The sequence below is a fragment of the Nocardia niigatensis NBRC 100131 genome, from assembly GCF_000308655.1.
Taxonomy (GTDB): domain Bacteria; phylum Actinomycetota; class Actinomycetes; order Mycobacteriales; family Mycobacteriaceae; genus Nocardia; species Nocardia niigatensis.
Window position 1 is genome coordinate 132,216 of record NZ_BAGC01000035.1, and the last position, 24,839, is coordinate 157,054.

Below are 24,839 nucleotides of genomic sequence, written 5' to 3' on the forward strand. Positions count from 1 at the left end.
TACCAGCGAACGAGTGAAAGGTAAGGACATATGGCTCTGCCCACCATGACCCCCGAACAACGCTCCGAGGCGCTGGCGAAGGCCGCGGCGGTTCGTAAGGCCCGCTCGGAACTCATCGCGCAGGTCAAGAAGGGGTCGGTCAGCCTCGCCGACGTGCTCAAGCGCGCCGACAAGGAAGACCTGGTCAAGAAGACGAAGGTGGCGGCGGTCATCAAGGCGCTCCCGGGCATCGGCCCGGTCAAGGCGGCCAAGCTGATGGACGAGGCCGAAATCCCCGCGGACCGTCGTATCGGCGGCCTGGGTTCCCGGCAGCGTGCCGCCCTGCTGGAGGCGTTGAAGGCCTGAGATCGGGGGGTGGCCTGCCGGGTCGCGCAGCCGACCCGGCGGCAACCACTCCCACCGCCTTCGTATCCTCGGTAAATCCGCAGGACAGGGGCCGATTTGGTCCAGACGGCCCGATCCGATAACCTTGCTGAGCACCACCGGTCCGGGTGGCGGAATGGCAGACGCGCTAGCTTGAGGTGCTAGTGCCCGTATTAGGGCGTGGGGGTTCAAGTCCCCCTCCGGACACAATGTCTCGTGAATTCCTTTGCCACACAAAGGAATTCACGACTTCCTATTCTGAAGCCATATTGGCCCCCCACGATTCACAGGGTTCGCCGAGAGGGTCTCATCGTCATCCGCTTGGGGCTGCTGTCTTGTAGTGTGGCCGGACGCTTGGGAGCTTGGTCGGACCTGCGTCGAGCCAGCGGCAGGTGCCATCCGGCCTACCCGTTTACCCTCGGCGGTCTGCTCGATGGCTCGCTGTCCGGGCCCAGGACGCCTCCAGATTTCGGATTCGTTCGGGCGCGGTCAGCACTTCTGTTGTCTCCGGTAGGACCTCGAGCACGCACATCCGATCCTGCGACCCCGGACGACAGGTAGTGGCGCACGACGAACAGAAGGCGAGCGTGCGTGATCGCGTTCCTGAACCCACGCCAGTTCACGAAGTACTTCCACATGTCGTGGCGCAGATACCACCAGCGCAGCCCGGAGTCGGCGCGGACTGTGGCACGACCGCGAATCCGCAGGACTCTCCGATCGTCCTGCTCGCTCTCGACATCGAACAGGACCGTGACCCGCGGGTTCGCTCTGGCGTTCAGCGGTTTCGTGTAATTCGCTTCACTCGGGCACCCCCGAAAGCCTTGTGCATTGACAATCGATCAAACCGTCCGGAATCTGCGACGTGGTGCGTCCCGCGATCGACAGGATCTGAATCGGGATGTCATCACCAGTGCCTCGAGTCTGTGTGAATCTCTTTCCAGCTCGGCTTGTCGCTGCCGTGCACCCAAGGCGCGAAGGTCCCGTCGGTTTCCGATGTGGTCTCCGGTCTGAATATCGATGTGCGGGTGCAGAAATGGCTGGCGGCGAAGTCTCTCGGACCCCGATGTCTCGGTGTCACCGAGGCACCTCCCAGGCCGTCTGGAGCGCCAAGGCGACCAGGCCGGCGTTGATGACGAAGCCGAGCATGAGGGTGGGCGCGAAGAACAACACGAGCAACGTTGTGGAACCAACGACGCCGGCGACTGTGAGACCGGACCACCAGGCGTCCGGAACCAGCCATCCCAGCACCGCTAGCGCCGCCGCGGCCAATGCTGCGAACGTGACGACGGCCAGCACAGCACCCACCGAGTGCACAAGTCGACTGTCGACGCCCCGCCCGATCAACCACGAGCGGTCCATATCGAACGGGTTGTCCGCGGCGGACCCGCGCGCGGGTATCCGAAGGAGAAAGACCAGATGCACCCAGCCGTGCGCGAAAAGGATCGCCGCAACCAGCCACGCACCCATGGCACTGCCGCGGTCCAGCAACCACCAGACAAGGACGACCGCCACCAAGAGAACGACCGCCAGCGGGAGGAGTCCTGTCACCGTCTTCATCGCACACAACTCCTAGTACCCGACCTCACCGACGGGTGATCGCGCAAACCGCCCGTTGTCGACGCCGCTGCGTGAGTGTTCGTCCTCATGGTGGACGGCGCCGGTTCGCCGCCGAAACACCTCACCTCCGAGTGCACTCCCCTCGTCCCGGCAACTCCAGGGTCGTTTGTCGCCGACCTCAGTGCCGAAAGCGTCACCGATCTACGGGTACGGGTACACCCTCAGCGAATGCCCACGCTCACGAACGGCTCGGTCATGAGGTTCACAAGACCCCGGCGTGGACCCTGCGGTGCTCAACCAGGGCGGTCTTGGGGGGTTATACGAGATGACGAAGATGGGCGAGCTATTCCCACTCGTCGAGGGGTGCGGACTGCTGGCATCCCGATGACCAGCGCAAACGGGAAAGCGCGGGCCCCCGGTAAGCACGTTTACGTTGTCGGTTGGGGATGGAACCATGGGGCCTGGCACCATGGGTTCGGCGCGTGGCAGAGATCGACCGGCAAGGCGAACCATTCGATCTGATCGATGTCCCGGTCGAGCTGAGGCCATAAGATGCCTGGCGGGGCATACGTTCCGAGTGCTCGACCATCAGCGACCGCAGCGAGCTTCAGTCGTTGTTTTGTGCTGTAGAGGTTGGTGGTCGCCAGGTCCGGGGCGATCTTGTGCATGCCTGCAGCAGTTCGCCGCCGGGGTGACGCGCCGGTGAGGTCGGCCTGATTGTCGGATCGTCTGCACGATCACGGCGCTGTAGGCGGGGGACTTCCTGGCGTTGGAGGCCACTCTGGACTACTCCAATCGATCTCCGTTGATCCGACGCCGAGGCCCTCATCGAAATCTTTGCCGCCGAAGAGCGTGGCGCGGCACTGTCGACCGCCCGCCTCAGCGAACGAATCTCGTTGTCCCAGAACGCCACCCGGTCTTCACCCTCTCGGCCTGCGGGTCACCTCCGTCATGGCCCGCTATTCCCCCGAGCTGCTGCGGCAGTCCGAAACTTTCCTGGCCGGACGGCCGCGATGAACACTCAGCTCGCCCAATCCGCCACCGCCGCGCCGGACTCCTCGAAACACGTGAGGGCGCGAGCTATTCGCTCACGCGAGCAATCCAGGCGATCAGGTCGTCCTCGACCTCGTCACGGTTGATCTCGTTGAGGAGCTCGTGGCGAGCGCCCTCATAGACACGGTAGGTGATGTCGGTCAGACCGGCGTCACGGTAGCGCGCGATCAGCTGGTCGCTCAGACGCAGGTCGTCGTTCAGCGGGTCCTGGTCGCCCACCATCACGTAGATGGGAAGGTCAACGGGAACGGTCGTCGGCTTCGACAACCGTTCGGCGGCGACCGATGCCAGCAATGCCATGTTGTCGGGGTCGATCTCGAACCCGCACCATGGATGCGTCATGTACGCGTCGACCTGAGCCGCGTCACGGCTGATCCAGTCGGCGGTCGTTCGAGTCGGCTGGAACCGAGCATTGAACAACCCCAGCAGATCTCCATCGGACTCGGCGATTCTGGCGAACAGCTGGTCGACGGCGGCGGTCCCGCACAGGACGATGTCGTCCACCAATCCCGAATGATCGAGGATGTACTGCTGGACCGCGAAGGATCCGAGGCTGTGGCCGAACAGCACGACAGGGATTCCGGAGTGTTTGTCGCGCAATAACTTTGTCAGTGTCGCGAGGTCTTCCACCAGCAGGTTCCATCCGTTTGCACCGAGGTCGCCGGGCGTACCGGCGATGCTGTGGCCGTGGCCACGGTGATCATTCGCGTAGACGGCGTATCCGAGGTCGGCGAGCCGCTCGGCGAGGTGAGTGTAGCGGCCGGCGAATTCGCCCATCCCGTGCGCGATCTGCACGATACCGATCGGCTCACGGTCGGTAGGCAGCCATTCGCGAACGTGGATGACGGTGCCGTCACTGCTGGTGAATGTGGACATGGAGATACTCCTGTGCAAACGTTCGAATGAAATATGGGGAGCGTCAGTGCGATTCAGGGCCGGGTGATGGCACGATCGAGGATCTTGCCGGTCGGGCCGGTGGGCAGTTCGTCCAGGAACCACACGTGCCGAGGGTTTGCACCCGCCGACGCGCCACCCGACGCGTATCGTCGCAGCGACGCGACATCAGCGGTCGCGGCCCCCGGATCGTGCAGCAGAGCGGTGTACATCGTCGGCACACCGGCGAACATCGTGACCCTGTCCCGGACGATGGCATCGAAGACCACGGCGGGCTCGAAGGGCGGGATCAGCGTCAACGCCGCGTCCCGCCGGTCGAACAGCAGCCGCGCCCCCGAGTCGGCCAGATAGTCGGCGACCTCGCGCGTCTTCAGCAGCGGATTCATCGGCACCACAACACAACCCGCACGCAAGTTGCCGCAATAGAGGACGACGAACTCTGGGACGTTCGGCAGCATCATCGGTACCCGGCTACCCGGGGTCACGCCCTCGGCGCGCAGCACTGCGATGACGCGGGCGGCGTGTTCCCCGAGTTGCGCGTAGGTCAGAACCGTGTCGTCCAATCGCACCGCGACCCGGTCCGGGAAGCGCAGAGCGGACTGGAGCAGATTCACGATCAGGGCGGACATCGTCGACTTTCCGTTAGCGCTGAACCAAGACACCGAAATCGTTGCACCGATGTCACGGCGGTCCCATGGCTGCGGGAACAACATCACTGCCGCTTCGATTGTCTTCAGGAACAGTCCCGATGCCGGTAATCTGCGGAAATGTCCCGATCCATCCCGCCGGAAGAGGTCGTCGAAGTAGCGGACAAACTGCTCGAACGAATCGATGACCTAGGACTCCGGCTGGCCCAGCGCTTCCTGATCGAACTCGACACCTACCGCAACGAGGCGCAGGTTCCCTTCGACAGCATTCGAACGTCGTGTACCCGCAATCTGGCACTCATGCTGCGGCACTTCACCACCGACGCACCGGCGGATCCGGAGCCACCGAAAGAAACCGGACGACTACGCGCACAACAGGGGGTGCCGTTGGCGGAAACCTTGCACGCCTTCCGCATCGGATTCGAATTCCTGTGGTCCGAACTCGTCACCGAGTCCCGACGCCACCCCGAGGTCACCGACGCCATGCTCGTCCCGCTCGCCGCGGACGTGTGGGCACTGTCCGGCGAGTACGCGGTCGCGGTCGCCGCCGCCTACCGGGACATGACAGCGGAACTGGTGATGCAACGCGAACACGAGCGATCAGTACTCGTGGAGGTTCTCTTCACCGGCATGATCGCCGATCCTGCCACGCTCGGCGAGGCCACCCGGATTCTCGGCTTACCGCCCACCGGGCGGTATGTCGTCGTCGCGGCGGATGCGCCCGCCACCGGCCGCGAGGCGCTGCCCGGCATCGAGGCCACGCTGCGCGCCCAGCAGATCACCTCCGCCTGGCGACTGCTACCGGACCAGCAGATCGGCGTTCTCGCCTTGCCCGCCGCACGAGAACCCGCCGCACTCAAAGCATTACGGAAACACCGCACATGCGTCGGAGTCAGCCCGCCCTACGACGCGCTACCCGAAACCCCACAGGCTCTGCATTTCGCGCGGCTCGCACTGGCCGGGCTGCGGGGTCGCACACACGGTGTGGCGCTGTTCGACGACGACCCACTAGCCATGCTGATCGCGGCAGCCCCGGTCGAAGCCGAACGGATGGTGCGAGTTTCGCTGGGACCACTGCTGGCACTGCCATATGACGAGCGCGAGCGACTGCTGGAAACCCTGCGCACCTGGTACGCGGCGAGTGGCTCCGCGATCGAGGCCGGTCGGCAACTCTTCCTCCACCCGAACTCGGTGCGCTACCGGCTGCGCCGAATCGAGGAACTGACGAGCCGCTCGCTGAACAATCCACAAACCGTCCTCGAGCTCGGCGCCGCACTGCGGGCACTGCGGGTCTCCACGAACACGCGCGGCGCGGGATCCTGATGCCACCTACCTATCCCTCTGAAATCGGGCAGCCGTCGGGCTCTATTCCTCGCCGGATGACCCCGACGAACTCGGCAAGAAGACCGTCGCGCCATCCTTCGGTCCTCCGCCCAACCTCTACCTGGCCCTTGGGTTTGAGCCGCCGGTGCCCCAATATAGGATCCTGATCCGCGAGGAGACCGCGGGCACGATCCGCTTCCGAATGCTCGACACCGTTCAGGAATACGGCAGGGAGCAAGATGAGACCAGCGGAAGATACCCGGAATACGTTCGGCGGCATCGGGATTGGTGCGAGCGGTTGGTCACGCCGAGAAAAACATCTCACGGCCGATGCTGACGATCTGGTGCGCGAGTACCGTGACGGCGGGTGCCCTCGAAGGCATCCGGTGACAGCATCATTTCTCCGAGTCTCATTGTCTACCAAGAGAAATGCACCCGCGGCAGTCACACGATGCTCGGTGCGATAGCATTCGAGGCGGCCCACCGGTAAGTGGAGCCGCCCGCTGCTATCTCCGGTGCAGTTGCCAATCCGGCGGCAGCCCTTCGACTTTCGCTTCGGTGCCGCACGCCTCGATGGACACGATGGCCGGACCCAGGCGGAGATCCGTGAGCCGGATGGTGCCGGCCCGTTCCGGCAGGCGCGGCGCGATGGTGAGCGTGCGCCCGGGCACGTCGGGCATCAGTCCCAGGAACGAGCGCATGAGCTGCAGGGGCGCCGCGCTCGCCCACGCCTGCGGCGAGCACGAGGTGGGATACGGCACCGGCGAACTGAAATCGGAGCGCGCGAAGCCGCAGAACAGTTCGGGCGGCCGGGCGCCGAATTCCAGGATGGCCTCGAGCAGTCCGCTCGCGAGTTTCACACTCAGGTCCAGCGCGCCGGGAATGTGGCCGTAGCGCATGAGACCGGCGACAGCGATGGCCGTATCGTGCGGCCACACCGAACCGGTGTGATAGCCCATGGGATTGAAGCGGCGGGCGGTGGAAGACAGTGTGCGCAAACCGAATCCGCTGTTCAGATCCTCCGCGCCCAGCCGCTCGATCAGTTCGGCCGCGCGTTCGTCGGGCACGATGCCCGTCCACAGGCAGTGGCCGGGATTGCTCGATCCGACATCGACCGGCTGCTTCGAGCCATCCAGCGCCAAGGCATAACAGCTGCTCTTCGGTATCCAGAAGGCCTCGTCGAAGCGGGCTTTGAGGTCGCCGGCCTGCGTGCGCAGCCGCTCGGCGAGGGCATGGTCGCCGGCCTCCTCGGCCAGTTCGGCGCGGCCGAGCCGGGCCGCGTAGACGTAGCCCTGTACCTCGCACAGCGCGATCGGCGGGTCGGCGAGCCGGCCGTCGGCGAAGCAGATGGCGTCCCAGCTGTCCTTCCATCCCTGGTTCGCGAGACCGCGGTCGGTCTTGCGCCGGTATTCGACGAAGCCGTCACCGTCGAGGTCGGCGTCGGCGTCGATCCAGGCCAGTGCCGCGTCGGCGGCCGGGAGCAACTCCGTCACGGCCGCCGCGCCGAGGCCCCAGCGATGGCATTCGGCGAGCAGCATCACGAACAGCGGAGTCGCATCGGCCGTGCCGTAATAGACGGTGCCGCCGAGCACCCGATCACTGCCGGGACCGTAGCGCCGCTCGTGCATGATGCGGCCGGGTTCCTCCTCGGTGATCGGATTCGTCTCGGTGCCCTGGAGTTTCGCCAGCTGGCGCAGGGTGCCCAGGGCCAGGTCCGAGTCCAGCAGCAGCGCCATCCAGGAGGTGAGCAGACTGTCGCGGCCGAACAGGGCCATGAACCAGGGCGCGCCGGCGGCCACATAGGAGGTGCCGTCGACGGGGTCGTCGAGGCGCAGCGCGCCCAGATCGGTCTCGGTGCGCTGCAGGATGATGTTGAGGCCGGCGCCGCTCGCGGTGAGGGTGGTGGTCGAGGCGCGCCAGCGGCGGATCTTGTCCGCCGGGCTGTGCTCGTCGCCGTCGTCGAGCTTCATCGGGACGACCTGATGGTCGTTGATCGGCTGGCAGTGCACGACCGTCTGCCAGCTGCCGTGCGCCGGGATCAGCACCCGCCAGGTCAGCGATCCGGGCTGCACCTCGGGGTCCTCGGTGGCGGTGATGACGACGCCACGCCCCTGGTAACTGCGGTCGGTGAGGCGCAGCGTCTGCTCGGAAGCGGCCGACTCGCTGCCGCCACCGCCCGCCCGGCCCTCCTTGACCGCGAACAGGTCCGCGAAGTCGGCCTCGGCTTCGAGCACCACCGTCAGGGCGGTGTCCTCGTCGCCGAGATTGAGCACGCTGATGATCTCCTGCATGCCCTCGCCCACGACGCGCCGGCGCTGGACCAGCACCGTCGCGTCGGCGATACCGTACGGCGGCGGTTTGCGCGCGACGAAGCGCGCCCGGAAGGGTTCGCGCACCACCACCGAAAGCTGTTCCGGCGGAAGACCGTCCACGCGCAGTTCCCAGCGGGCGAGGATGCGCGTGTCCCGGTAGTACAAGCCGTGGGCGGTGCCCGGGTGAATGTCCCCGAGCCGGTCGGACAGGCAGAAGGTACCGGCCTCGACGAGGGTGACCACGCTTGCGCCGCCCTCGACGAGGATTGGTGGTCCGGCATTGAAGACACTCACGCGCGACCGCCCGGCGCGTGGCTGCTGAGGACCCGGGACCCGGCCGGTACGCGCACCCGGACCGAGGTTCGCGACGACCGTTCCGTCGCCATCTCGATCGCCCGGCGATAGGCCGCCTCGTAGCCCTGCGCGAACAGGTCGGTGGCGAACAGCCTTTCGACTCGCTCTCGGCAGGCGTAGGGGTCGATCTCGTCGGCGCGGGCGATGGCGCCGGGTAGTTCGTCGGGATGGTCGCAGATCCATCCGGTCACGCCGTGTTCGACGACCTCTTCCACCGCGCCGCCGCGCAGTGCGATCACTGGGGTGCCACAGACCATGGCCTCGATCATGACAATGCCGAAGGGTTCTTCCCACCGAATCGGGAACAAAAGGCAGCGCGCTCCCGCGAGCAGATGGCGTTTGGCGGTGGCGTCGGCTTCGCCGAACACATCGTCGGTGTCGGTGAGCAGCGGAGTGATGTGCTTGCCGAAGAACTCGTGTTCGGGCGGTTCGTTCAATTTGCCCGCGAGTACCAGGCGCATACCGGCGGCGTGTGCGGCCTCGAGCGCCAGGTGGGGGCCCTTGTAGGGCGCGTAGCGGCCGAGGAACAGGGCGTAGTCGAGCTTTTCGGTGCGGAAGGGCCACTCCGAGGGTCGAATCGCATTGTGCACGCGGCCGATCCAGTTCAGATCCGGTGCCAGCGCGCGCTGCCGGTCACTGATCGCCACCAGCCGCACACTGCGATCGAAGGATTGGTAGTACTCGTGCATCTCGGGGTCGACCGGACCGTGCACGGTGACGACGGTGGGAATCCCGAGCGTCCGGTACGCGGCCGCGTTGACGGGGCCGGCGAAGGTGTGATCGTGCACGATGTCGACCGGATCCTCGGCGTGCAACGCCTCGATGATCTGCCAGGCCTTCATGGCGTTGACGATCTCCGGATACGGCTCGCCCAAACGCTTGGTCATGACCTCGTCCCAGACGCGGATGAACCTCGCCTTGGTGCCTGCCCGGCCGGCGCCGAGCAGTGTGACCCGATGACCCTGATCGACCAGTTCGTCTGCCAGCGTGGCGACCACGGCCTCGACGCCGCCGTAACCCACCGGCGGGATGTCGAAATACGGGGGAGCAACGAGAACGATGTGCAGCGATCGACTCCGCGAATTGACCGCACCGTACAGAGCGGAATTGTCGGTCTGAACCTGCAGAAAGTCGAAGGCGTTCTCGAGTGGAGCATCGCACGAAAGTTCGCTACTCATTTCGAAACTCCTCGTTGTGAGTTGAACTGAGCCAAACCCTGGTATACAGTGCCACGATCTCCGGCGGTCGGCAAGGGCGGTTTGTCCGTTTCGCGCCGTCGCAATTCAAAAGTTATACCGATGTTTTACCAGCGCGAATTGCGGGTATTCTTCAGAACCCAGCGTTGATGAAACGCATTCGTACCGTGGACGTTTCAAGAACTCGCGGCAACGGGGGCAGACACAAAAACCCCTTTCTACCGGCTCATTCCGCAAGCATCTCGAGGAAGCCGAACAATACAACCAGGGCCGGATCGTGGAACGAAACCACGCCGGACACGCCGGTGGCGGTCGCAGCCAGCACCATAATTCCGTTTGCGCACAATACGCCGTCGAGTTCCCAGTGGTATTCGATGGCGGCGGGCTGGCCGTTGGCCGTGGCGGGCAGCATCCGCCCGTCGCCGGGCCCGCCCATCACGCAGGCGGCGAGCATGCCGAGGCAGTTCACCCGGCCGGCCCGCCATTCACGGAATGGGTGGCCTCCAGCGTCGCGTCCGCGCGCAGTACCTGTTCCGCAAGCGCCGGTCGGGAGCGGGGGCCTGCGCCTGGGATCAAGATGCCGATGCCGCCGTCGGGATTGGTGACGACTCCTGGTGTGTCGCCCGCGATTTCGTAGCGGATGACCGGGTTGCGGGTCAGGAACCCGCCCGGTCGATTGCACTCGGCGATCAGGCGTTGTGCCCCAACGACTTCGGTTCCGAGGACGACCGCTCGGCTACGCGACCGTGGCAGCGGCGGCGGGTTCCCGGAGCGGGGTCAGGGCGCGGGTCCAGGCCAGGAGTTCGTCGAGCAGGCCGTGCAGGGCGGGGGTTTGCGGTGGCTGGGGGCGGAATTCGGTGTAGTCGACGAAGTCGTCGCGCAGGGTCAGGGCCAGCTGAGGGGCGATGTCGGCCATACGCAGGACACCGGCCTGGGCGCGTAGCTTCTGGATCGCCATGACCGCGCCGTAGATGCCGTACCCGACGTAGGCGACCGGCTTGTAGGCCCATTCGGCGTGCAGGTAGTCGATGCAGTTGGTGAGGGAGGACGGGGGCGCGGTGTTGTATTCGGGGGTTACGAAGATGAGCGCGTCGCAGGAACCGATGCGCTCGGCGAAGCGACGGGTGTGCGGGTGCTGTCCGGGAACGCGAGCCGCGGGGAAAGGCTCGTCCAGCAGGGGGAGCTGGTGTTCCTGCAGGTCGATCAGCGTGAATTCGGCGGTGTCGCCTGCGTGTTCGGTCGCGACGGCCTGTACCCAGCGGGCCACGTTCTCGCCGTTGCGGCCGGGCCGGGTGCTGCCGATGATGATGCCGATTCTGCTCATGTCGATTACTCCTCGGTGGTGACGACTCGTCGCACACAAGGTGCCGGCGGCCCCTGCGTTGTGACATGCCTTCGCGGTGATGTGGGTCACTTCGCGGAGGTGCTGGGCGGTCCGGGCGGCCGGGTCGTATTCACTCCGAGAGCACGTCAGCGCAGCGGGTCCCCGTATGGGCCACGCGCCCTGGGATTTCGACGCTCGAACGGGATCAAGGTGGGCGTTCGAGATGCGGCGGGCAGGCATGAGTGCGTACCGGACCGGGTGGTACGTGCACGGGAACGGCCAGCGCTGCGCGAGGCGCTGGGCCACCTCCACCACTACCACACCGACCAATTCGGCTGGACCACAAGGGCTTCCCTGTTATGCGAGGCACGGCTGCCGCGCCTGGGCAGTCGGTATACCCGATCCGCCCGTACGTCGTGTACCGGCACAAACCTGGCAATAATTGTGCGCCGGAAGGTTTTAGGACGTTCGAGTCGGGTACTAGTCCCTGACAGTCTCTCCTGACGATTGTCCCCTTCGTGTGTATCGTCGGACACGCATGTTTCACATAGGGGAGCGCCAGCTGTATGAGTAGTCAACGTCCGCTATCTCCGTTCGAGGTCAGGCATTTCGACCCCGAGGCCAAGTGGGGAAACGCGCCGAAGGCCGATTGCCCGCTGTTCGTCAGCAGCACCGTCCGGGGTGGCATCGACATCGACGTGCTGCGGGCGGTGCTGGCCGAACTGGCCGCCGGGCACGTGCTCCTGCGCGCCGAGGTGATCGAGGATGCCGATGGCGCACGGCATTTCCGATTGCGCGAGGACTTCGAGCCCGTTCTGGAGGTCGCCGAGGGCGGCGAGGACGCCTACCTGGCGCTGCTCAGCACCGCCCCGGACTGGAGCCGCGGGTTCATTCAGGCGAAAGTACTGCGCGAGGGCGACCGCACCCAGATCGTGCTGATCCTGCACCACGGCATGTCCGACGGGCGCTCGGCCTTCGCGCTCGCCGGCGAGATGTGGCAGCGCTACACCGCGCGGCTGTCGGGTTCGCCACTGCCGCCGTCGGATTCGGACGCCGTACTGGTCGACGGCGCTGACAATCAACTGGCCCGCACCATTACCGGCGAGCAGGTCGACGAGTTCCTCGCCCAGCTGCGCATGATCGCCACCACCGCCGACCCGGCACTCGCCGCGCGGACGCTGCCGCCGGACGGCGACGGCAGCGACCCCGACCCGCTGGGCCGGATCGCCCTGCAGCGCATCGAATTGACCGCCGAGGAGACCACCGGCCTCGTCTCGGCCTCCCGTGTCCACGAGGTGTCGGTGAACAGCCTGCTCGCCGGCGCGGCGCCGACGGTGGTCCGCGCGCACATCGAGGCCGACGCCGCGCCGGTGCCGATGGTCGCCGGGCACGCCGTGGACGTGCGCTCGGAACTCGTTCCGCCACTGACGGAATCGAACGTCCTCAACTGCGTGGGCGGGCTCGCCACTCCCGTCTTCGCGGCCGCCGACCCGGACCCGGTCGAACTGGCGAAGATGATCGAACTCGGTATGCGGAGCGCGCTCGACGCACACGTCCCCGCGCTGTTCATGTGCGCCGGGCAACGCCGGCTGGACCCGGAGGTCAGCGCGCTGTTCGCCGCCCAGCCGACCCTGGGCTTCTCCAATCTGGGCCGCGTCCCGGCACATCCGCTCCCGGCCGGCCTGGAGAGCGTGCGCGACGAGGTGTTCGCCATGGCGGTGAACATGCCGCCCAAGATGACCATCTTCACCGTCGGAGACCGGCTCACCGTCCAGGTCGAATTCGACACCGCCTGGAACAGCTACGCCCAGATGGGACCGATCACCGACGCGATGCGGGCGCAGGTCGCCGCGCTGTGCGCTGCGGCCGTCGTGCAGGGCTAGGCCCTCATGAAAGTCGCTGTCAGTCAGGAGAAGTGCATCGCAGCCGGTCACTGTGTGCTGCGGGCCGAGCAAGTCTTCGATCAGCGCGACGACGACGGTGTCGTCGTGCTGATCGACGAGAATCCGGCGGCGGAGCAGGCCCCGGCCGTGCGTGCCGCCGCCGAATTCTGCCCAGCACAAGCCATACAGATCGAGGATTGACCCGAACATGTCTGAGTCCAGTACCGAGGCCCCCGCCGAGCCGACCTTCTATCCCGGTCGCCGATCCGCGAGCTGCCCGTTCGTGCCCGCCGCGGAGATCCGCGAACTCGCCGACGCCGGCCCGATCTCCAAGGTCCGGACCTGGGAGGGCAAGCAGCCGTGGCTGATCACCGGCTACACCGAGGCCCGTCAACTCTTCGCCGACACCCGCGTCAGCGCCGACAACCACCATCCCTCCTACCCGCACATCCACGAGGGGATGAAGGCGGTCGCGGAGATGAGCCCGCGCACCATGTTCAATACCGACGGCCAGGACCACGCCCGCTACCGGCGCATGCTGGCCAAGCCGTTCACCCCCAAGCGGCTGGAGGCCATGCGGCCCAATATCCAGAAGCACATCGACGAGACCATCGACGCGATGCTGGCGCAGGGCGACTCGGCCGACCTGATGAAGGCGCTGGCGCTGCCGGTGCCGTCGCTCATGATCTGCGAACTGCTCGGCGTCCCCTACGAGGACCACGCGTTCTTCCAGGAGGCCACCGAGCTCGGCTTCGGCGGCAATGCCACCGCCGAGGAGCAACAGCAGTCGACGATGGAGATGCTCGGCTTCCTCAACAAGCTGGTCGAGGCCAAGACCGAGAACCCGGCCGAGGATCTGCTCTCCGATGTCGCCGAACTGGTGCGCGACGGTGAGCTGCAGGTATGGGAGGCCGCGCTGCAGACCGTCGGCATCCTGGTCGCCGGGCACGAGACCACCGCGAACATGATCTCGCTGGCCGTGATCGCACTGCTGGACCAGCCCGAGCAGCTGGCCACCATTCGCGACACCGACGACCCGCAGGTGCTCGGCAATGCGGTCGACGAGCTGATCCGCTACATGACCATCGTCGACACCGGGCTGCGCCGGGTCGCCGTCGAGGACATCGAGGTCGGCGCTGAGGTCATCCGCGCCGGCGACCCGATCATCTTCGATCTGGCCACCGCGAACTGGAACCCGGAGATCTTCACCGAGCCCGGCACCCTGGACCTGGCGCGCTCGAATGCCGCACAGCACTTGGCCTTCGGCTCGGGCCGGCACCAGTGCATCGGTCTGCAGCTGGCGCGCATCGAGCTGGGCATGGTGCTGCAGACGCTGTTCCGCCGGGTGCCGGGGCTGCGCCTGACCGTGCCGGTCGAGGAGATCGATTTCAAGTACGACGCCATGGTGTACGGGGTACGGTCACTGCCCGTCGCCTGGTGATGCGATGACTTCTGCCCTGCCGTCAGGGCAGGTCATGCAGCCAGAGCCTGCTGCGGTCTTGGCCGGTGGTGGCCAGCAGCAGGCCGGTGGGCAGGGTAATCATGCGGGCGATGGGGACGCTGCCGGGCAGGGGGAGTTGCTGCCACTCGGTGCAATTCGCGGTCAGCGAGGCCAGCCGCACCACGTGGTCGAGGGCCATGAGCACCAGGACCCGCGACGCGGTCGGCAGGACCTGCAGCACGTCGACCGTCGACGCGCCCGGCCCGGGCACGGCGACGGCGGCGGTGGACGGCCAGCACAGGACGTGCGGCGCGGCGCCGATGGATTGACCGAGCACCGTACAGGCGGTGCTGTCACAGCCCACGCGGGCGGCGACCGCATTAGAGCCCGGCAGCTCATGACGCTGCCATCCGAACCCGTCGGGTGAGGTCCACTCCAGCGGACGAAGAACGTTGTCGCGCAGGGTTTCCCCGACGATGACGAAACCCTGTGGACCGGCACCGGCCCCAGCCACGCCGGTCTGTTCTCCGGGTGCGGACGACAGCGCCGGATCATCCGCGTGGCGCTGCCAGTCGGCGCCATCGGCGGAGGTCCAGAACGCGGCACCGTAACGGCCGCTGTCGCCGTCCCAGCCGCCCACCAGCAGATCGGTGCCGTCCCGCGCGGCGGCCGCGGTCACCGCGATGGCGTGCGGGCCACCGAACATCTCCATGGCCTGGGCGTGTTCGGCCAGACCATGGGCGTCGCCGCTCCAGATGGTCATGCGCGGATTGCTGTGCGCGCCACCGAATGCCTGACCCAGCACCACGGTGTGGGTGCCGGTGCCCGCCGAGATCAGTTCCGCCAGAGCACCATACGGGCTGTCCGGCCGTACCGGGATCGTGTTCCAGCGGACGCCGTCGGGGGAGGACCAAGCGGCCGGGGCGCGCCCATCGGCGGAAGGAACCGAGCCCAGCGCGAGCACGCCGCCGGGGATCGGCGCGAATTCCAGCACCCGTGCCCCGCGTTGCGGCAGCGATACCTCGCGCCACGGTGAATCCGATGGCCGCGCAGCACATCCGGCCGCCAGCGTCAGCAGGGCGACCAGGACGATTGACCACCTCATTGGGACAGGGTGCCAGAACGATCCGGCACGGTGGCCCGTTGCGCGCGTTTTCCCGCCGGCCCGAACCGCCGCGCCGGAACCGGTGTTCCTCTTCCACGGTGCGAACGAGATATTCGTTCCGTTCGCGGGCGCACAGCAGCTGTTCGACGACTGGTGCGCGGGTGGCGCGGTTGCAGCCGTTTCCGGGGGAGCACTTCATCGTTGGCGCGCTGTCGATTCCACTGCCCCCTGATGGATCGAGGATCTGCTGGCCGGTCGACTGGTGCCGCGGGGTGCACCGGGCCTGGCCGCTGATCATCTACAGTGATTAGCAAACAGCGAGCAAAGTCGCTTCGGCGTCGTTTCCATTGAGTCGCTGACATTTCACTTAGTAAACCGAATTGCCCGCCAGGGTGCCGTTTCCGCGCTCGCTCGTACCATCGCACCGGAATGGATCATCGATGACCGCCGAGATACGTAAGGCCGCAGCCGCGGCAGTGACCATGGTGGCACTACTGATATCCGGAACCGGCATCGTACACGCCGAGGAACCGACGGACGCACCGGCGGATTCACCCATCGTCCTCCAGGCGGAATCGGCCATCGCCGATGTACGCGATTTCGATCCGGCGCGCACACGAGTATCGGTGTATTCGGCCGCCATGGACCGTACGGTCACCGTCGACGTGCTGCATCCCGTCGACGACGAGCCGCGGCCGACCTACTATCTGCTCGACGGCGTGGATTCCGGTGCCGCGGAGACGAATTGGACGCAGAAGACCGATATCGTGTCGTTCTTCGCCGATAAGCGTGTCAATGTGGTGCTACCGGTCGGCGGCAAGGGTAGCTTCTATTCCGATTGGAAGCGTCCCGATCCCGCGCTCGGCGGGGCACAGATGTGGGAGACGTTCCTGACCCAAGAGCTGCCGCCGCTGGTCGACGCGCAATTCCACGGCGATGGACGCAATGTCATCGGCGGCCTGTCCATGGGCGCACTGTCGGCATTCACCCTGGCCACCCGCTATCCGGAACTGTATCGCGGTGTGGCGGCCTTCAGCGGCTGCCTCGACACCACGAGCATGAATGCCAAACTCGCCATTCGTAATTCGGTGCGCTGGGTCGGCGGCAATCCGGACAATATGTGGGGAACAGACGCCGATCCGGCCTGGCAGGCCCACGATCCCCTCACCAACGCGGCCGCACTGCGCGGCAAGACGGTCTATGTATCGACAGGCAGCGGCACGCCGGGACTGGAATCGCTCACCGATCCGCTCATGCCGCAGGCGGTGACCTTCGGCGCGGCACTGGAATATCTGGTGCACGACTGTACCGAATCGTTCCAGCGGCGATTGCAGGCGATCGACGTACCGGCCACCTTCGTCTTCCACCCGCAGGGCACGCATTCCTGGCCGTATTGGCAAGAGGATCTTCATGAATCGTGGCCCATTCTCGAAGCGGCACTCGTGCAATAGACCGCCACGCGCGTAGACTCGAACAGCCACTTTCGCGTTGATGATCTCGACTACCGCAATCCCGACACGATTCGACGGCGAGGGATGACCAGATTTCTGCGTCCCTGGTACGAATTGCCCCACCTGATGCGCACCGAGGATCGGCGGGGATGGCCACCGTCGTGACCGCCGCTGCGATGTTCGCCGGCACCAATGTCGACAACGCGCTCGTGTTGACGGTCCTCAACGTCACCTCGCACAGCACGGGGGTCCCGAGACGCTGGCAGATCTGGGCCGGTCAATACCTCGGCGTCGGGCTGATCGTGGCCGTGTCCGGGCTGACGGCGCTGGGCCTCTGTGCCGTCCCGCAGGAGTGGATCGGACTGCTCGGCGCGATCCCGCTGTGCCTGGGCATCGGAATGCTGGTCACGGCCCGCCGGCGCCGCGATCGCGCTACGCCGGTCGCCGGGACCGGGTTGTGGTCCGTCATGGGACTCACCGTCGCCTCCGGCGGTGACAATATCTCCGTCTACGCTCCGGCCTTTCGCCTCATGGGATTGGCCGACGCACTGCTCACCGTCATGGTGTTCGCCGTTCTCACCGCCGCTTGGTGTTCGGCGAGCATGGTGCTGACAACTCATCGCCGGCTGGTCGAAACTCTGCGACGCTACAGCCGCTGGGTCATCCCGGTCGTGCTGATCGTGCTCGGGCTCTACATAATTGGCCGCTCCGGCCTCGTGTTCGGCCAACTGCCGATATGAAAACATGCCGCTCGGTACTCTTTTATGGGTACGGAAACCGGTGATCGAACGAACAATTCTCCTTTCCAGAGGTGGATGATGGCCAAGAAGTTCGAAGGACATGTCGCCCTCGATATCCGGGACTCGGTCGCCGATTGGGGACCGTACGAGGAGCCGACCGCGAAGCAGGGTGCACCCAACGTGCTGTATCTGGTGTGGGACGACATCGGAATCGCCACCTGGGACTGCTACGGCGGCCTGGTCGAGATGCCGAACATGCGGCGCATCGCCGAGCGCGGGGTGCAGTTCACGCAATTCCACACCACCGCGCTGTGCTCGCCCACCCGCGCCTCGCTGCTGACCGGGCGTAATGCGTCATCGGTCGGCATGGCGACGATCGAGGAATTCAGTGACGGATTCCCGAGCATGTCGGGACGGATCCCGGCCGACACCGCGTTGTGTTCCGAAGTCCTCTCCGAACGCGGATGGAACACATACGCCGTCGGCAAATGGCACATGACGCCGCTGGAGGAGGAGAATCTCGCGGCGTCGAAACGGCATTGGCCGCTGGGGCGCGGTTTCGAGCGGTTCTACGGCTTCCTGGGCGGTGAGGCCGACCAGTGGTATCCGAATCTGGTGTACGACAATCACCCGATCACCCAGCCCTATCCTCCGGAGGCGGGGTATCACCTGTCGAAGGATCTGGCCGACAAGTCGATCGAGTTCATTCGCGACGCAAAGGTGATCGCCCCCGACAAGCCATGGTTCATGTACCTGTGCCCCGGATGCGGGCACGCCCCGCACCACGTCGCGCACGAGTGGGCCGACAGATACCGCGGCCGGTTCGACATGGGCTATGAGAAGTACCGCGAGATAGTGCTGGAGAACCAGAAACGTATGGGCCTGGTGCCGAAGAACACCGAGCTGTCACCCATGAACCCCTACTCGAACGTCACCAGTGCCGACGGTAAGCCGTGGCCGGCACAGGACACGGTGCGCGAATGGGATTTGCTGTCCGAGAACGAGAAACGGCTGTTCAGCCGGCAGGCGGAGGTGTTCGCCGGATTCCTGTCGTACACGGACGCGCAGATCGGCCGGTTGCTGGACTATCTCGAGGAGACCGGCCAGCTGGACAACACGATCATCGTCACCTTCTCGGACAACGGCGCCAGCGGCGAGGGCGGTCCGAACGGTTCGGCCAACGAGATGAAGTTTTTCAACGGTTACATCGACTCGATCGAGGACAGCCTGGCCAAGATCGACGAGCTCGGTATGCCGACCACCTACAACCACTACAGCATCGGGTGGGCGATGGCCTTCAACACCCCGTACAAGCTGTACAAGCGGTACGCCTCGCACGAAGGCGGCATCGCCGACCCGTGCCTGATGTCGTGGCCGGCCGGCATTGCGGCCCGCGGCGAGGTCCGCCATCAGTACCTCAACGTCTGCGACATCACCCCCACCGTCTACGAGCTGCTCGGCATCACGCCCCCGGACAAGGTGAAGAACGTGAAGCAGCGTCCTCTGGAAGGGGTCAGCTTCCAGGCGCTGTTCGACGACGCGAACGCCGACGTCGGCAAGCACACCCAGTTCTATTCGATGCTGGGCACGCGCGGCATCTGGCATCGCGGGTGGTTCGCAAACACCATTCACGCGGCATGCCCGTCCGGCTGGGGCCATTTCGACCAGGACCGCTGGGAACTGTTCCATCTCGACAAGGACCGCAGCCAGATGCACGACCTGGCCCAAAAACATCCCGAGAAGCTGGAAGTGCTGAAGGCCCTGTGGTTCTCGGAGGCCGAGAAGTACAACGGCATGCCGCTCAACGACCTCGACTTCGTCTCCGCGATGATGCGGTATCGCCCGACCTACGCCAAGGGCCTGGACAGGGCTGTCTACTATCCGGACAGCGCGGAGGTCGGGCCGGGCGCGGCACTCGAGATTCTGGGTCGCTCGTTCGCGCTGCTCGCCGAGACGACCATCACCAGCGAGGACGCGGAGGGAGTGCTGTTCGCCCATGGCGGACGGCTCGGCGGGCATTCCCTGTTCGTCCAGGACGGCCACCTCTGCTACATCTACAACTTCCTCGGCGAGGAAGAGCAGATGATCGTCTCCGATCGCACGGTTCCGCTCGGCGATCACATCCTCGGGGTTCGCTACGAACGGCACGGCACCCGGTCCGACCACTTCACGCCCACGGGCGAGGCCGTCCTCTACATCGATGAGAAGGTGGTGGGCTCACTCGATGACATGCGGATCCAGCCGACCGTGTTCTCCGGAGTCGGCGAAGGAGTCCGGGTGGGCCGGGACAGTGGTCAGTCCGTGTCCGCGCGTTATCGGTCACCGTTCCCGTTCACCGGCGGAGTCATGCACCAGGTCATCGAGGATGTCAGCGGGAAACCGTACCTGGATCTGGAATTGGCTGCGGCTGCGGCGTTCTCGCGCGATTGAGGCGGCCTCCGCCGCCCCCGTCGGCGGCGCGGCGGTGGTGGGCCAGTTGGAGTTCGAGCAGTAGCCGATCCGCCGGATCGTCCAGGTCGATGCCGGTGATGTCCTGCGCGCGGCGCAGGCGGTAGCGCAGTGTGTTCGGGTGGATGCGCAGTGCGGTGGCGGCCGCCCGGACATCGCCGTGGTGGCGCAGGTAGTGATCGACGCTGGTCTCGAGTTGCGCGGCGTGGCCGCGGTCGTAGTCGAACAGGGCGGTGAGGCGCGGGTCCTCGAGTTCCGGGCGGGCGGCGATGAGATCGAGGATCTCGCCGAGCAGTACGGCCGTACGGGATTCGGCGAGGGTGGTCACACGGTCCTTCGACCCGCCCGCCTCGGTGCTGTCCAGGACGCGGTCCACCTCGAGACGGGCGCGGGCGACCTCGGTCAGGTCCGGGACGGGGATGGCGATGGCGGCGCGCAGGATGTGCGCTCCGGTGGATTCCAGCTGCTCGACCAGTTGCCGGGTCCAGGCGGTCACCGCGCGGGCGGACTGGTAGCCGGGGAGCAGGATGTAGGCGCGGTCGCCGATCAGGGTCGCCAGCGAATCGTGGCGAAAGGCGCTCGCGCGCAGGCGAAGTGTGCTGCCCACCGCCGACAGGTCCGCGCCGGCGGGGGCCGCGCCGATGAGCGCGAAGCCGATGAGCGCGGCCGGACCGTCCATCGGGATACCCAGCCCGCTCGCCACCGAAGGCACGTCGACGCCGCCGCCGCGCGCACCGAACAACCGCTGTACGAGCACCTCCTCGGTGGAGGGGGCGTCCAGGCTGCGGGAGATGATGCGGGCAGCGATCGCCGACGCGCCGCGCAGCACCTCGGCCGCATCGGGGGTGAAGGGCTGCTCGCCCTCCTGTAACCAGATCGCCCCGAGGACCCGGGCGGTACTGCCCGCACCCGGCCGCCGAATCCCCACGACCAGACGGTGTTTGATGTCGAACTCGGGGTGCGCGGGCAGATCGATCACCTCGTCGGTCTGCCGCAGCCGGTCGAAGACACCCCACTGCTGCAGAATGCGCAGGTACTCGCGCGGGCCCTCGCGACCCAGAATCGATTGGATCCGAAGCGGATCCGCGGCCGCATTCGACGCGGAGTAGGCGAGCACCTGCGAGTGCGCGTCCTCGATGGTCACCATCCCGCCCGCGTTCCGCGCGATGATCTGCGCCAGCCCGAACAGATCGGTGTCCGCCACCAGCAGATCCTGTTCCGCGCTGTCCCGAGCCGGTCGGGTGCGGTCCAGCATCCGCCGGATCAGCGGATACACGTGATCCCAGCGCGCCTGCGGATGCACCGCCACCACCGCCACTCCTACCCGCAGGGCCGCCCGGCGCAGACCGGCCGCTTCGACGGCCGACTTGGTCAGCACCGCCCGAGGCCGTTGCCCGGGCGGGCGCTGCCCTACTTCCTCGAGCCACCGCACCGCCTCGACCTCGACGACCCCGACATGCAGATACATATCGGACATAGGCTCGTGCACAACGGCTTCCGAGCTCAGATCGGAGCCGTCCACCAGGGCGACCGACCGAATAGCCAGCTCGTCCCCGAGTGGCGCGTCCACCAGTTCGACAAGTGTCGTACCAAGGGCCGCGAGAAGATCCCGCAAGATGACGCCGCTACCGGGGCGCTCGCGATGGCGGCCAACCGGCTCGTCGAGCGTTCCGTGGAGCGGCGCCTCAGGTTCGGCCGCTCCCTCCGGTTCGCGATCGGGCGTCCCCGATTTCGACCGAGCCCCGCCGCCTTCGTCCGGAATTCCGTCGGGCCCATCCGGAATTGCGGCCATGGATTGCGCCTCACGCGAGAGGGCCGGTCGCGTCGCGGGTGCGCTGTTCGGTTTGTGTGCGGCCACGATCCTGCCTCCTGTGTCCTCGATGCGAGCGGGCGCGCCCCATCGTTGCGACGGCACTTCTCGCCGTGTGCGCAGAGCGGCTCACCCTTCGGCCGAACGTACAACACGGGCAGCAGTTCCTTGACCGATCGGCTGAATATCTCCGGTGTGGTTCGGGGTTGACTCGGCGTATTCGCCCAGTGACCCGGGCCACATCAGCCAGGAGGATTTCATGGACGCCGTCACAGTCACTCCGCCGCCGGTGAACGAACCGGTGGGGACCTTCGCGCCCGGCACACCGGAGCGCGCGCGACTGCAGGCCAAGCTGACCGAGCTCAGCGATATGTCGTTGGAGATTCCGCATGTGATCGGCGGGCAAGAGCGACGCAGTGCGGGAGAAGTAGTGGATGTGGTGCAGCCGCATCGGCATTCGACGGTGCTCGGGACCATCACCATCGCCGAGGCGCGGGATGCGGCCGATGCGATCGCGGCCGCGGCAGCTGCGGCACCGGGGTGGCGGGCGCTGTCGTTCGATGAGCGGGCGGCGGTGTTCCTGCGGGCCGCGGATCTGCTGGCGGGTCCGTGGCGGGAGACAGTGTCGGCGGCGACCATGCTGGGACAGTCGAAGACGGCGTATCAGGCCGAGATCGACGCGCCCTGTGAGCTGGTGGATTTCTGGCGATTCAATGTGCACTTCGCGCGCGGGATCCTGGCCGGACAGCCGATCTCGACGCCGGGAGTGTGGAATCGGGTGGAGTACCGGCCGCTGGAAGGGTTCGTCTACGCGGTCACGCCGTTCAACTTCACCGCCATCGCGGCCAATCTGCCGACCGCGCCGGCGCTGATGGGCAACACCGTGGTGTGGAAACCCTCACCCACACAGGCCTTCTCGGCCTATTGGACGATGCGGCTGCTGGAGGCGGCCGGGCTGCCACCCGGTGTGATCAATCTGGTGCACGGGCACGGGCCGGAAGTGTCGGCGGTGGCGCTGGCCGATCGGCGGCTGGCGGGCATCCACTTCACCGGCTCGACGGGGACATTCCAGCATCTGTGGCGCGCGGTGGGGGAGAACATCGCCGGATACGACACCTATCCGCGGCTGGTCGGGGAGACCGGCGGCAAAGATTTCGTGGTCGCGCACAGTTCGGCGGATCCGGACGTGTTGAGCACGGCCCTGATTCGCGGGGCCTTCGACTACCAGGGACAGAAGTGTTCCGCGGCGTCGCGGGCGTTCGTTCCGAAGTCGGTGTGGTCCCGCATGTCCGGGGATTTCCTGGCCAAGGTGTCGGAACTGACCTACGGTGACATCACCGATTTCACGAATTTCGGTGGGGCGCTGATCGATCGGCATGCCTTCGAACGCAATGCCGAGGCGCTGGCCCGCGCCAAGGCCACACCGAGCCTGACCGTGCTCACCGGTGGACGGGCCGATGACAGCATCGGCTTCTTCGTCGAACCGACCGTCCTGCTCGGTGAGGATCCGACCGACGAGGCGTTCCGGAAGGAGTACTTCGGCCCGATCCTGGCCGTGCACGTCTACGACGACACAGCACCTGCCGGGTTCGACGCGGTGCTGGATCTGGTCGATCGCGGGTCGGCGTACGGGCTCACCGGCGCGGTGATCGCCGACGACCGGACGGCCGTCGCGACGGCGTCCGAACGACTTCGCTACGCGGCGGGCAACTTCTACATCAATGACAAGCCGACCGGTGCGGTGGTCGGGCAGCAGCCCTTCGGCGGTTCGCGGGCCTCGGGCACCAACGACAAGGCCGGATCGGCGCAGAACCTGCTGCGCTGGACCTCGGCGCGCACGATCAAGGAGACCTTCGTGCCGCCGACCGATCACCGGTATCCGCATCAGGCCGTCGCGACGGAAGCGGGGAAGCGCTGATGTTCACGACCGTGCTGCGTCCGGCGCTGCTGGCGGCCTCGCGGTCGCCCCGGGTGGAACGAGCGGTGACGGGGCTGACGTCGACCCGGAAGGTGGTGCGGCGCTTCGTCGCTGGGGAGACCGAGACCCAGGCGGCCACGGCCACCCGCGCACTGCTCGATTCGGACCGCTTCGTCAGCATCGACTACCTCGGCGAGGACACCACCGATATCGAGCAGGCGCGGGCGACCGTCTCGCACTACCTCACCCTGCTCGGGGCGCTCGGAGCGCTACCCGGTTCCACGGGAGAGGTTCGCCCGCTGGAGGTTTCGCTCAAACTGTCGGCCCTCGGCCAGTCGCTGCCCCGCGACGGCCACGTGATCGCCCTCGAACACGCCCACAAGATCTGCACCGCGGCCGCGGCGGCCGGGGCCTGGGTGACGGTGGACGCGGAGAACCACGCCACCACCGATTCCACGCTGGCCGTCGTCCGTGCACTGCGCGCCGACTTCCCGTGGGTGGGCACGGTACTGCAGGCGTATCTGCTGCGCACCGAGGCCGACTGCCGCGAGCTGTCGGGCCCGGGATCGCGAATCCGCCTGTGCAAGGGCGCGTATCGCGAGCCGGCGCAGGTCGCGTTCCAGAGCCGCGACGAGGTGGACGCGTCCTATCTGCGCTGCCTCGACATCCTGATGCGCGGCCGGGGCTATCCCATGGTAGCCACCCACGACCCGGTCATGCTCGAGGCGGCCGCGCAGTCCGCACGGTGCACGGGTCGCGGCCCGGACGGCTTCGAATTCCAGATGCTCTACGGCATTCGCGACGACGAGCAGCGGCGGATGGTCGGCACGGGCGCGCATCTGCGCACCTATCTGCCCTACGGCGATCGATGGTACGGCTATTTCATGCGCCGATTGGCCGAGCGCCCAGCCAATCTCGCGTTCTTCCTGCGCTCGTTCGGCCCTGGTTCGCGCAGCTGATCCATCCGATGACCAGACCGCGCCGCCCCGGCCGTGCTGCGCCGGGGCCGGCCGCGTCGGC

The 24,839-nt window shown here is 66.5% G+C and carries 19 protein-coding genes and 1 tRNA gene; 11 read left to right on the top strand and 9 right to left on the bottom strand.

The features are described 5' to 3' along the window. Window positions 1-30: 30 nt before the first annotated feature. Together mihF and ON33_RS10200 are read left to right on the top strand one after the other, a co-directional pair. Window positions 31-345 carry an integration host factor, actinobacterial type gene (gene mihF, locus ON33_RS10195; protein WP_040857743.1) on the top strand — a complete coding sequence of 105 codons (315 nt, stop codon included), beginning with the start codon at window positions 31-33 and terminating at the stop codon, window positions 343-345. Window positions 346-485: 140 nt separating this feature from the next. Next, window positions 486-570 (top strand) — tRNA-Leu (locus ON33_RS10200). An 867-nt stretch (window positions 571-1,437) separates the two neighbouring features. Here ON33_RS10200 and ON33_RS38100 read toward each other — a convergent pair. From ON33_RS38100 to ON33_RS10215, 3 genes are all read right to left on the bottom strand, one after another. Then, window positions 1,438-1,920: a hypothetical protein gene (locus ON33_RS38100; protein ID WP_051151865.1), complete on the bottom strand. Its 483-nt coding sequence runs from the start codon at window positions 1,918-1,920 to the stop codon at window positions 1,438-1,440. A gap of 1,080 nt (window positions 1,921-3,000) precedes the next feature. Beyond that, window positions 3,001-3,849, bottom strand: coding sequence for an alpha/beta fold hydrolase (locus ON33_RS10210; RefSeq protein WP_040857745.1), 849 nt, complete (start codon window positions 3,847-3,849; stop codon window positions 3,001-3,003). A gap of 53 nt (window positions 3,850-3,902) precedes the next feature. Beyond that, the gene (locus ON33_RS10215; protein ID WP_040857747.1) at window positions 3,903-4,496 is read right to left on the bottom strand and encodes an AMP-binding protein; all 594 of its coding nucleotides are present in this window, start codon (window positions 4,494-4,496) and stop codon (window positions 3,903-3,905) included. A gap of 138 nt (window positions 4,497-4,634) precedes the next feature. Between ON33_RS10215 and ON33_RS10220 the strand changes: the two genes are divergently transcribed. Further along, window positions 4,635-5,837, top strand: a complete 1,203-nt coding sequence (locus ON33_RS10220; protein ID WP_083868800.1) for a PucR family transcriptional regulator — start codon at window positions 4,635-4,637, stop codon at window positions 5,835-5,837. A gap of 506 nt (window positions 5,838-6,343) precedes the next feature. Here ON33_RS10220 and ON33_RS10225 read toward each other — a convergent pair. From ON33_RS10225 to ON33_RS10240, 4 genes are all read right to left on the bottom strand, one after another. Further along, window positions 6,344-8,443, bottom strand: a complete 2,100-nt coding sequence (locus ON33_RS10225; RefSeq protein ID WP_040857749.1) for an amylo-alpha-1,6-glucosidase — start codon at window positions 8,441-8,443, stop codon at window positions 6,344-6,346. Continuing rightward, entirely contained in the window at window positions 8,440-9,681 is a 1,242-nt protein-coding gene (locus ON33_RS10230; protein ID WP_083868802.1) for a glycosyltransferase family 4 protein, read from the bottom strand. Before ON33_RS10230 ends, ON33_RS10225 begins: the two co-directional genes overlap by 4 nt. 244 nt (window positions 9,682-9,925) lie before the next feature. After that, on the bottom strand, window positions 9,926-10,168 hold the full coding sequence (locus tag ON33_RS10235; protein WP_169336795.1) for a sigma-70 family RNA polymerase sigma factor family protein: 243 nt from the start codon (window positions 10,166-10,168) through the stop codon (window positions 9,926-9,928). A gap of 267 nt (window positions 10,169-10,435) precedes the next feature. Beyond that, window positions 10,436-11,023, bottom strand: coding sequence for an NADPH-dependent FMN reductase (locus ON33_RS10240; protein ID WP_040857753.1), 588 nt, complete (start codon window positions 11,021-11,023; stop codon window positions 10,436-10,438). Between the two features lie 566 nt (window positions 11,024-11,589). Here ON33_RS10240 and ON33_RS10245 point away from each other — a divergent pair. Genes ON33_RS10245 through ON33_RS10255 form a run of 3 tightly spaced genes read left to right on the top strand, consistent with a single transcriptional unit; the run spans window position 11,590 to window position 14,347 of the window. Further along, window positions 11,590-12,906 carry a phthiocerol/phthiodiolone dimycocerosyl transferase family protein gene (locus ON33_RS10245; protein WP_040857755.1) on the top strand — a complete coding sequence of 439 codons (1,317 nt, stop codon included), beginning with the start codon at window positions 11,590-11,592 and terminating at the stop codon, window positions 12,904-12,906. 6 nt (window positions 12,907-12,912) lie between these two features. Then, window positions 12,913-13,107 carry a ferredoxin gene (locus ON33_RS10250; protein WP_040857757.1) on the top strand — a complete coding sequence of 65 codons (195 nt, stop codon included), beginning with the start codon at window positions 12,913-12,915 and terminating at the stop codon, window positions 13,105-13,107. Continuing rightward, a complete protein-coding gene (locus ON33_RS10255; protein ID WP_085996717.1) occupies window positions 13,103-14,347 on the top strand; it encodes a cytochrome P450 in 1,245 nt (414 codons plus the stop codon). The genes ON33_RS10250 and ON33_RS10255 overlap by 5 nt, the downstream gene beginning before the upstream one ends. A gap of 22 nt (window positions 14,348-14,369) precedes the next feature. On the opposite strand, the gene ON33_RS10260 is transcribed toward ON33_RS10255, so the two are convergent. Then, window positions 14,370-15,452 carry a hypothetical protein gene (locus ON33_RS10260; protein WP_157184466.1) on the bottom strand — a complete coding sequence of 361 codons (1,083 nt, stop codon included), beginning with the start codon at window positions 15,450-15,452 and terminating at the stop codon, window positions 14,370-14,372. Window positions 15,453-15,892: 440 nt separating this feature from the next. Between ON33_RS10260 and ON33_RS10265 the strand changes: the two genes are divergently transcribed. The 3 genes from ON33_RS10265 to ON33_RS10275 all read left to right on the top strand — a co-directional run bounded on the left by ON33_RS10265 (window position 15,893) and on the right by ON33_RS10275 (window position 20,073). Further along, window positions 15,893-16,903 carry an alpha/beta hydrolase gene (locus ON33_RS10265; protein ID WP_245550461.1) on the top strand — a complete coding sequence of 337 codons (1,011 nt, stop codon included), beginning with the start codon at window positions 15,893-15,895 and terminating at the stop codon, window positions 16,901-16,903. Between the two features lie 149 nt (window positions 16,904-17,052). Then, window positions 17,053-17,643: a cadmium resistance transporter gene (locus tag ON33_RS10270; RefSeq protein ID WP_040857764.1), complete on the top strand. Its 591-nt coding sequence runs from the start codon at window positions 17,053-17,055 to the stop codon at window positions 17,641-17,643. A 78-nt stretch (window positions 17,644-17,721) separates the two neighbouring features. Then, the gene (locus ON33_RS10275) at window positions 17,722-20,073 is read left to right on the top strand and encodes an arylsulfatase (RefSeq protein ID WP_040858083.1); all 2,352 of its coding nucleotides are present in this window, start codon (window positions 17,722-17,724) and stop codon (window positions 20,071-20,073) included. On the opposite strand, the gene ON33_RS10280 is transcribed toward ON33_RS10275, so the two are convergent. Beyond that, entirely contained in the window at window positions 20,012-21,661 is a 1,650-nt protein-coding gene (locus ON33_RS10280; RefSeq protein ID WP_063710970.1) for a PucR family transcriptional regulator, read from the bottom strand. The two genes, ON33_RS10275 and ON33_RS10280, sit on opposite strands and share 62 nt — an antisense overlap. A gap of 499 nt (window positions 21,662-22,160) precedes the next feature. Here ON33_RS10280 and pruA point away from each other — a divergent pair, with 499 nt between their 5' ends. Both pruA and ON33_RS10290 read left to right on the top strand, forming a co-directional pair. After that, window positions 22,161-23,819 (top strand): L-glutamate gamma-semialdehyde dehydrogenase, encoded by a 1,659-nt coding sequence (pruA, locus tag ON33_RS10285; protein ID WP_040858087.1) that lies wholly within the window; start codon window positions 22,161-22,163, stop codon window positions 23,817-23,819. Beyond that, the gene (locus ON33_RS10290; RefSeq protein WP_040857766.1) at window positions 23,819-24,778 is read left to right on the top strand and encodes a proline dehydrogenase family protein; all 960 of its coding nucleotides are present in this window, start codon (window positions 23,819-23,821) and stop codon (window positions 24,776-24,778) included. The genes pruA and ON33_RS10290 overlap by 1 nt, the downstream gene beginning before the upstream one ends. The last annotated feature ends 61 nt before the right edge of the window (window positions 24,779-24,839 follow it).

Bases quoted from the DNA above. Each gene is read 5' to 3' on its own strand.
- mihF (WP_040857743.1), top strand. From the start codon at position 31: ATGGCTCTGCCCACCATGACCCCCGAACAACGCTCCGAGGCGCTGGCG.
- ON33_RS38100 (WP_051151865.1), bottom strand. From the start codon at position 1,920: ATGAAGACGGTGACAGGACTCCTCCCGCTGGCGGTCGTTCTCTTGGTG.
- ON33_RS10210 (WP_040857745.1), bottom strand. From the start codon at position 3,849: ATGTCCACATTCACCAGCAGTGACGGCACCGTCATCCACGTTCGCGAA.
- ON33_RS10215 (WP_040857747.1), bottom strand. From the start codon at position 4,496: ATGTCCGCCCTGATCGTGAATCTGCTCCAGTCCGCTCTGCGCTTCCCG.
- ON33_RS10220 (WP_083868800.1), top strand. From the start codon at position 4,635: ATGTCCCGATCCATCCCGCCGGAAGAGGTCGTCGAAGTAGCGGACAAA.
- ON33_RS10230 (WP_083868802.1), bottom strand. From the start codon at position 9,681: ATGAGTAGCGAACTTTCGTGCGATGCTCCACTCGAGAACGCCTTCGAC.
- ON33_RS10240 (WP_040857753.1), bottom strand. From the start codon at position 11,023: ATGAGCAGAATCGGCATCATCATCGGCAGCACCCGGCCCGGCCGCAAC.
- ON33_RS10245 (WP_040857755.1), top strand. From the start codon at position 11,590: ATGAGTAGTCAACGTCCGCTATCTCCGTTCGAGGTCAGGCATTTCGAC.
- ON33_RS10250 (WP_040857757.1), top strand. From the start codon at position 12,913: ATGAAAGTCGCTGTCAGTCAGGAGAAGTGCATCGCAGCCGGTCACTGT.
- ON33_RS10260 (WP_157184466.1), bottom strand. From the start codon at position 15,452: ATGAGGTGGTCAATCGTCCTGGTCGCCCTGCTGACGCTGGCGGCCGGA.
- ON33_RS10265 (WP_245550461.1), top strand. From the start codon at position 15,893: ATGACCGCCGAGATACGTAAGGCCGCAGCCGCGGCAGTGACCATGGTG.
- ON33_RS10270 (WP_040857764.1), top strand. From the start codon at position 17,053: ATGGCCACCGTCGTGACCGCCGCTGCGATGTTCGCCGGCACCAATGTC.
- ON33_RS10275 (WP_040858083.1), top strand. From the start codon at position 17,722: ATGGCCAAGAAGTTCGAAGGACATGTCGCCCTCGATATCCGGGACTCG.
- pruA (WP_040858087.1), top strand. From the start codon at position 22,161: ATGGACGCCGTCACAGTCACTCCGCCGCCGGTGAACGAACCGGTGGGG.
- ON33_RS10290 (WP_040857766.1), top strand. From the start codon at position 23,819: ATGTTCACGACCGTGCTGCGTCCGGCGCTGCTGGCGGCCTCGCGGTCG.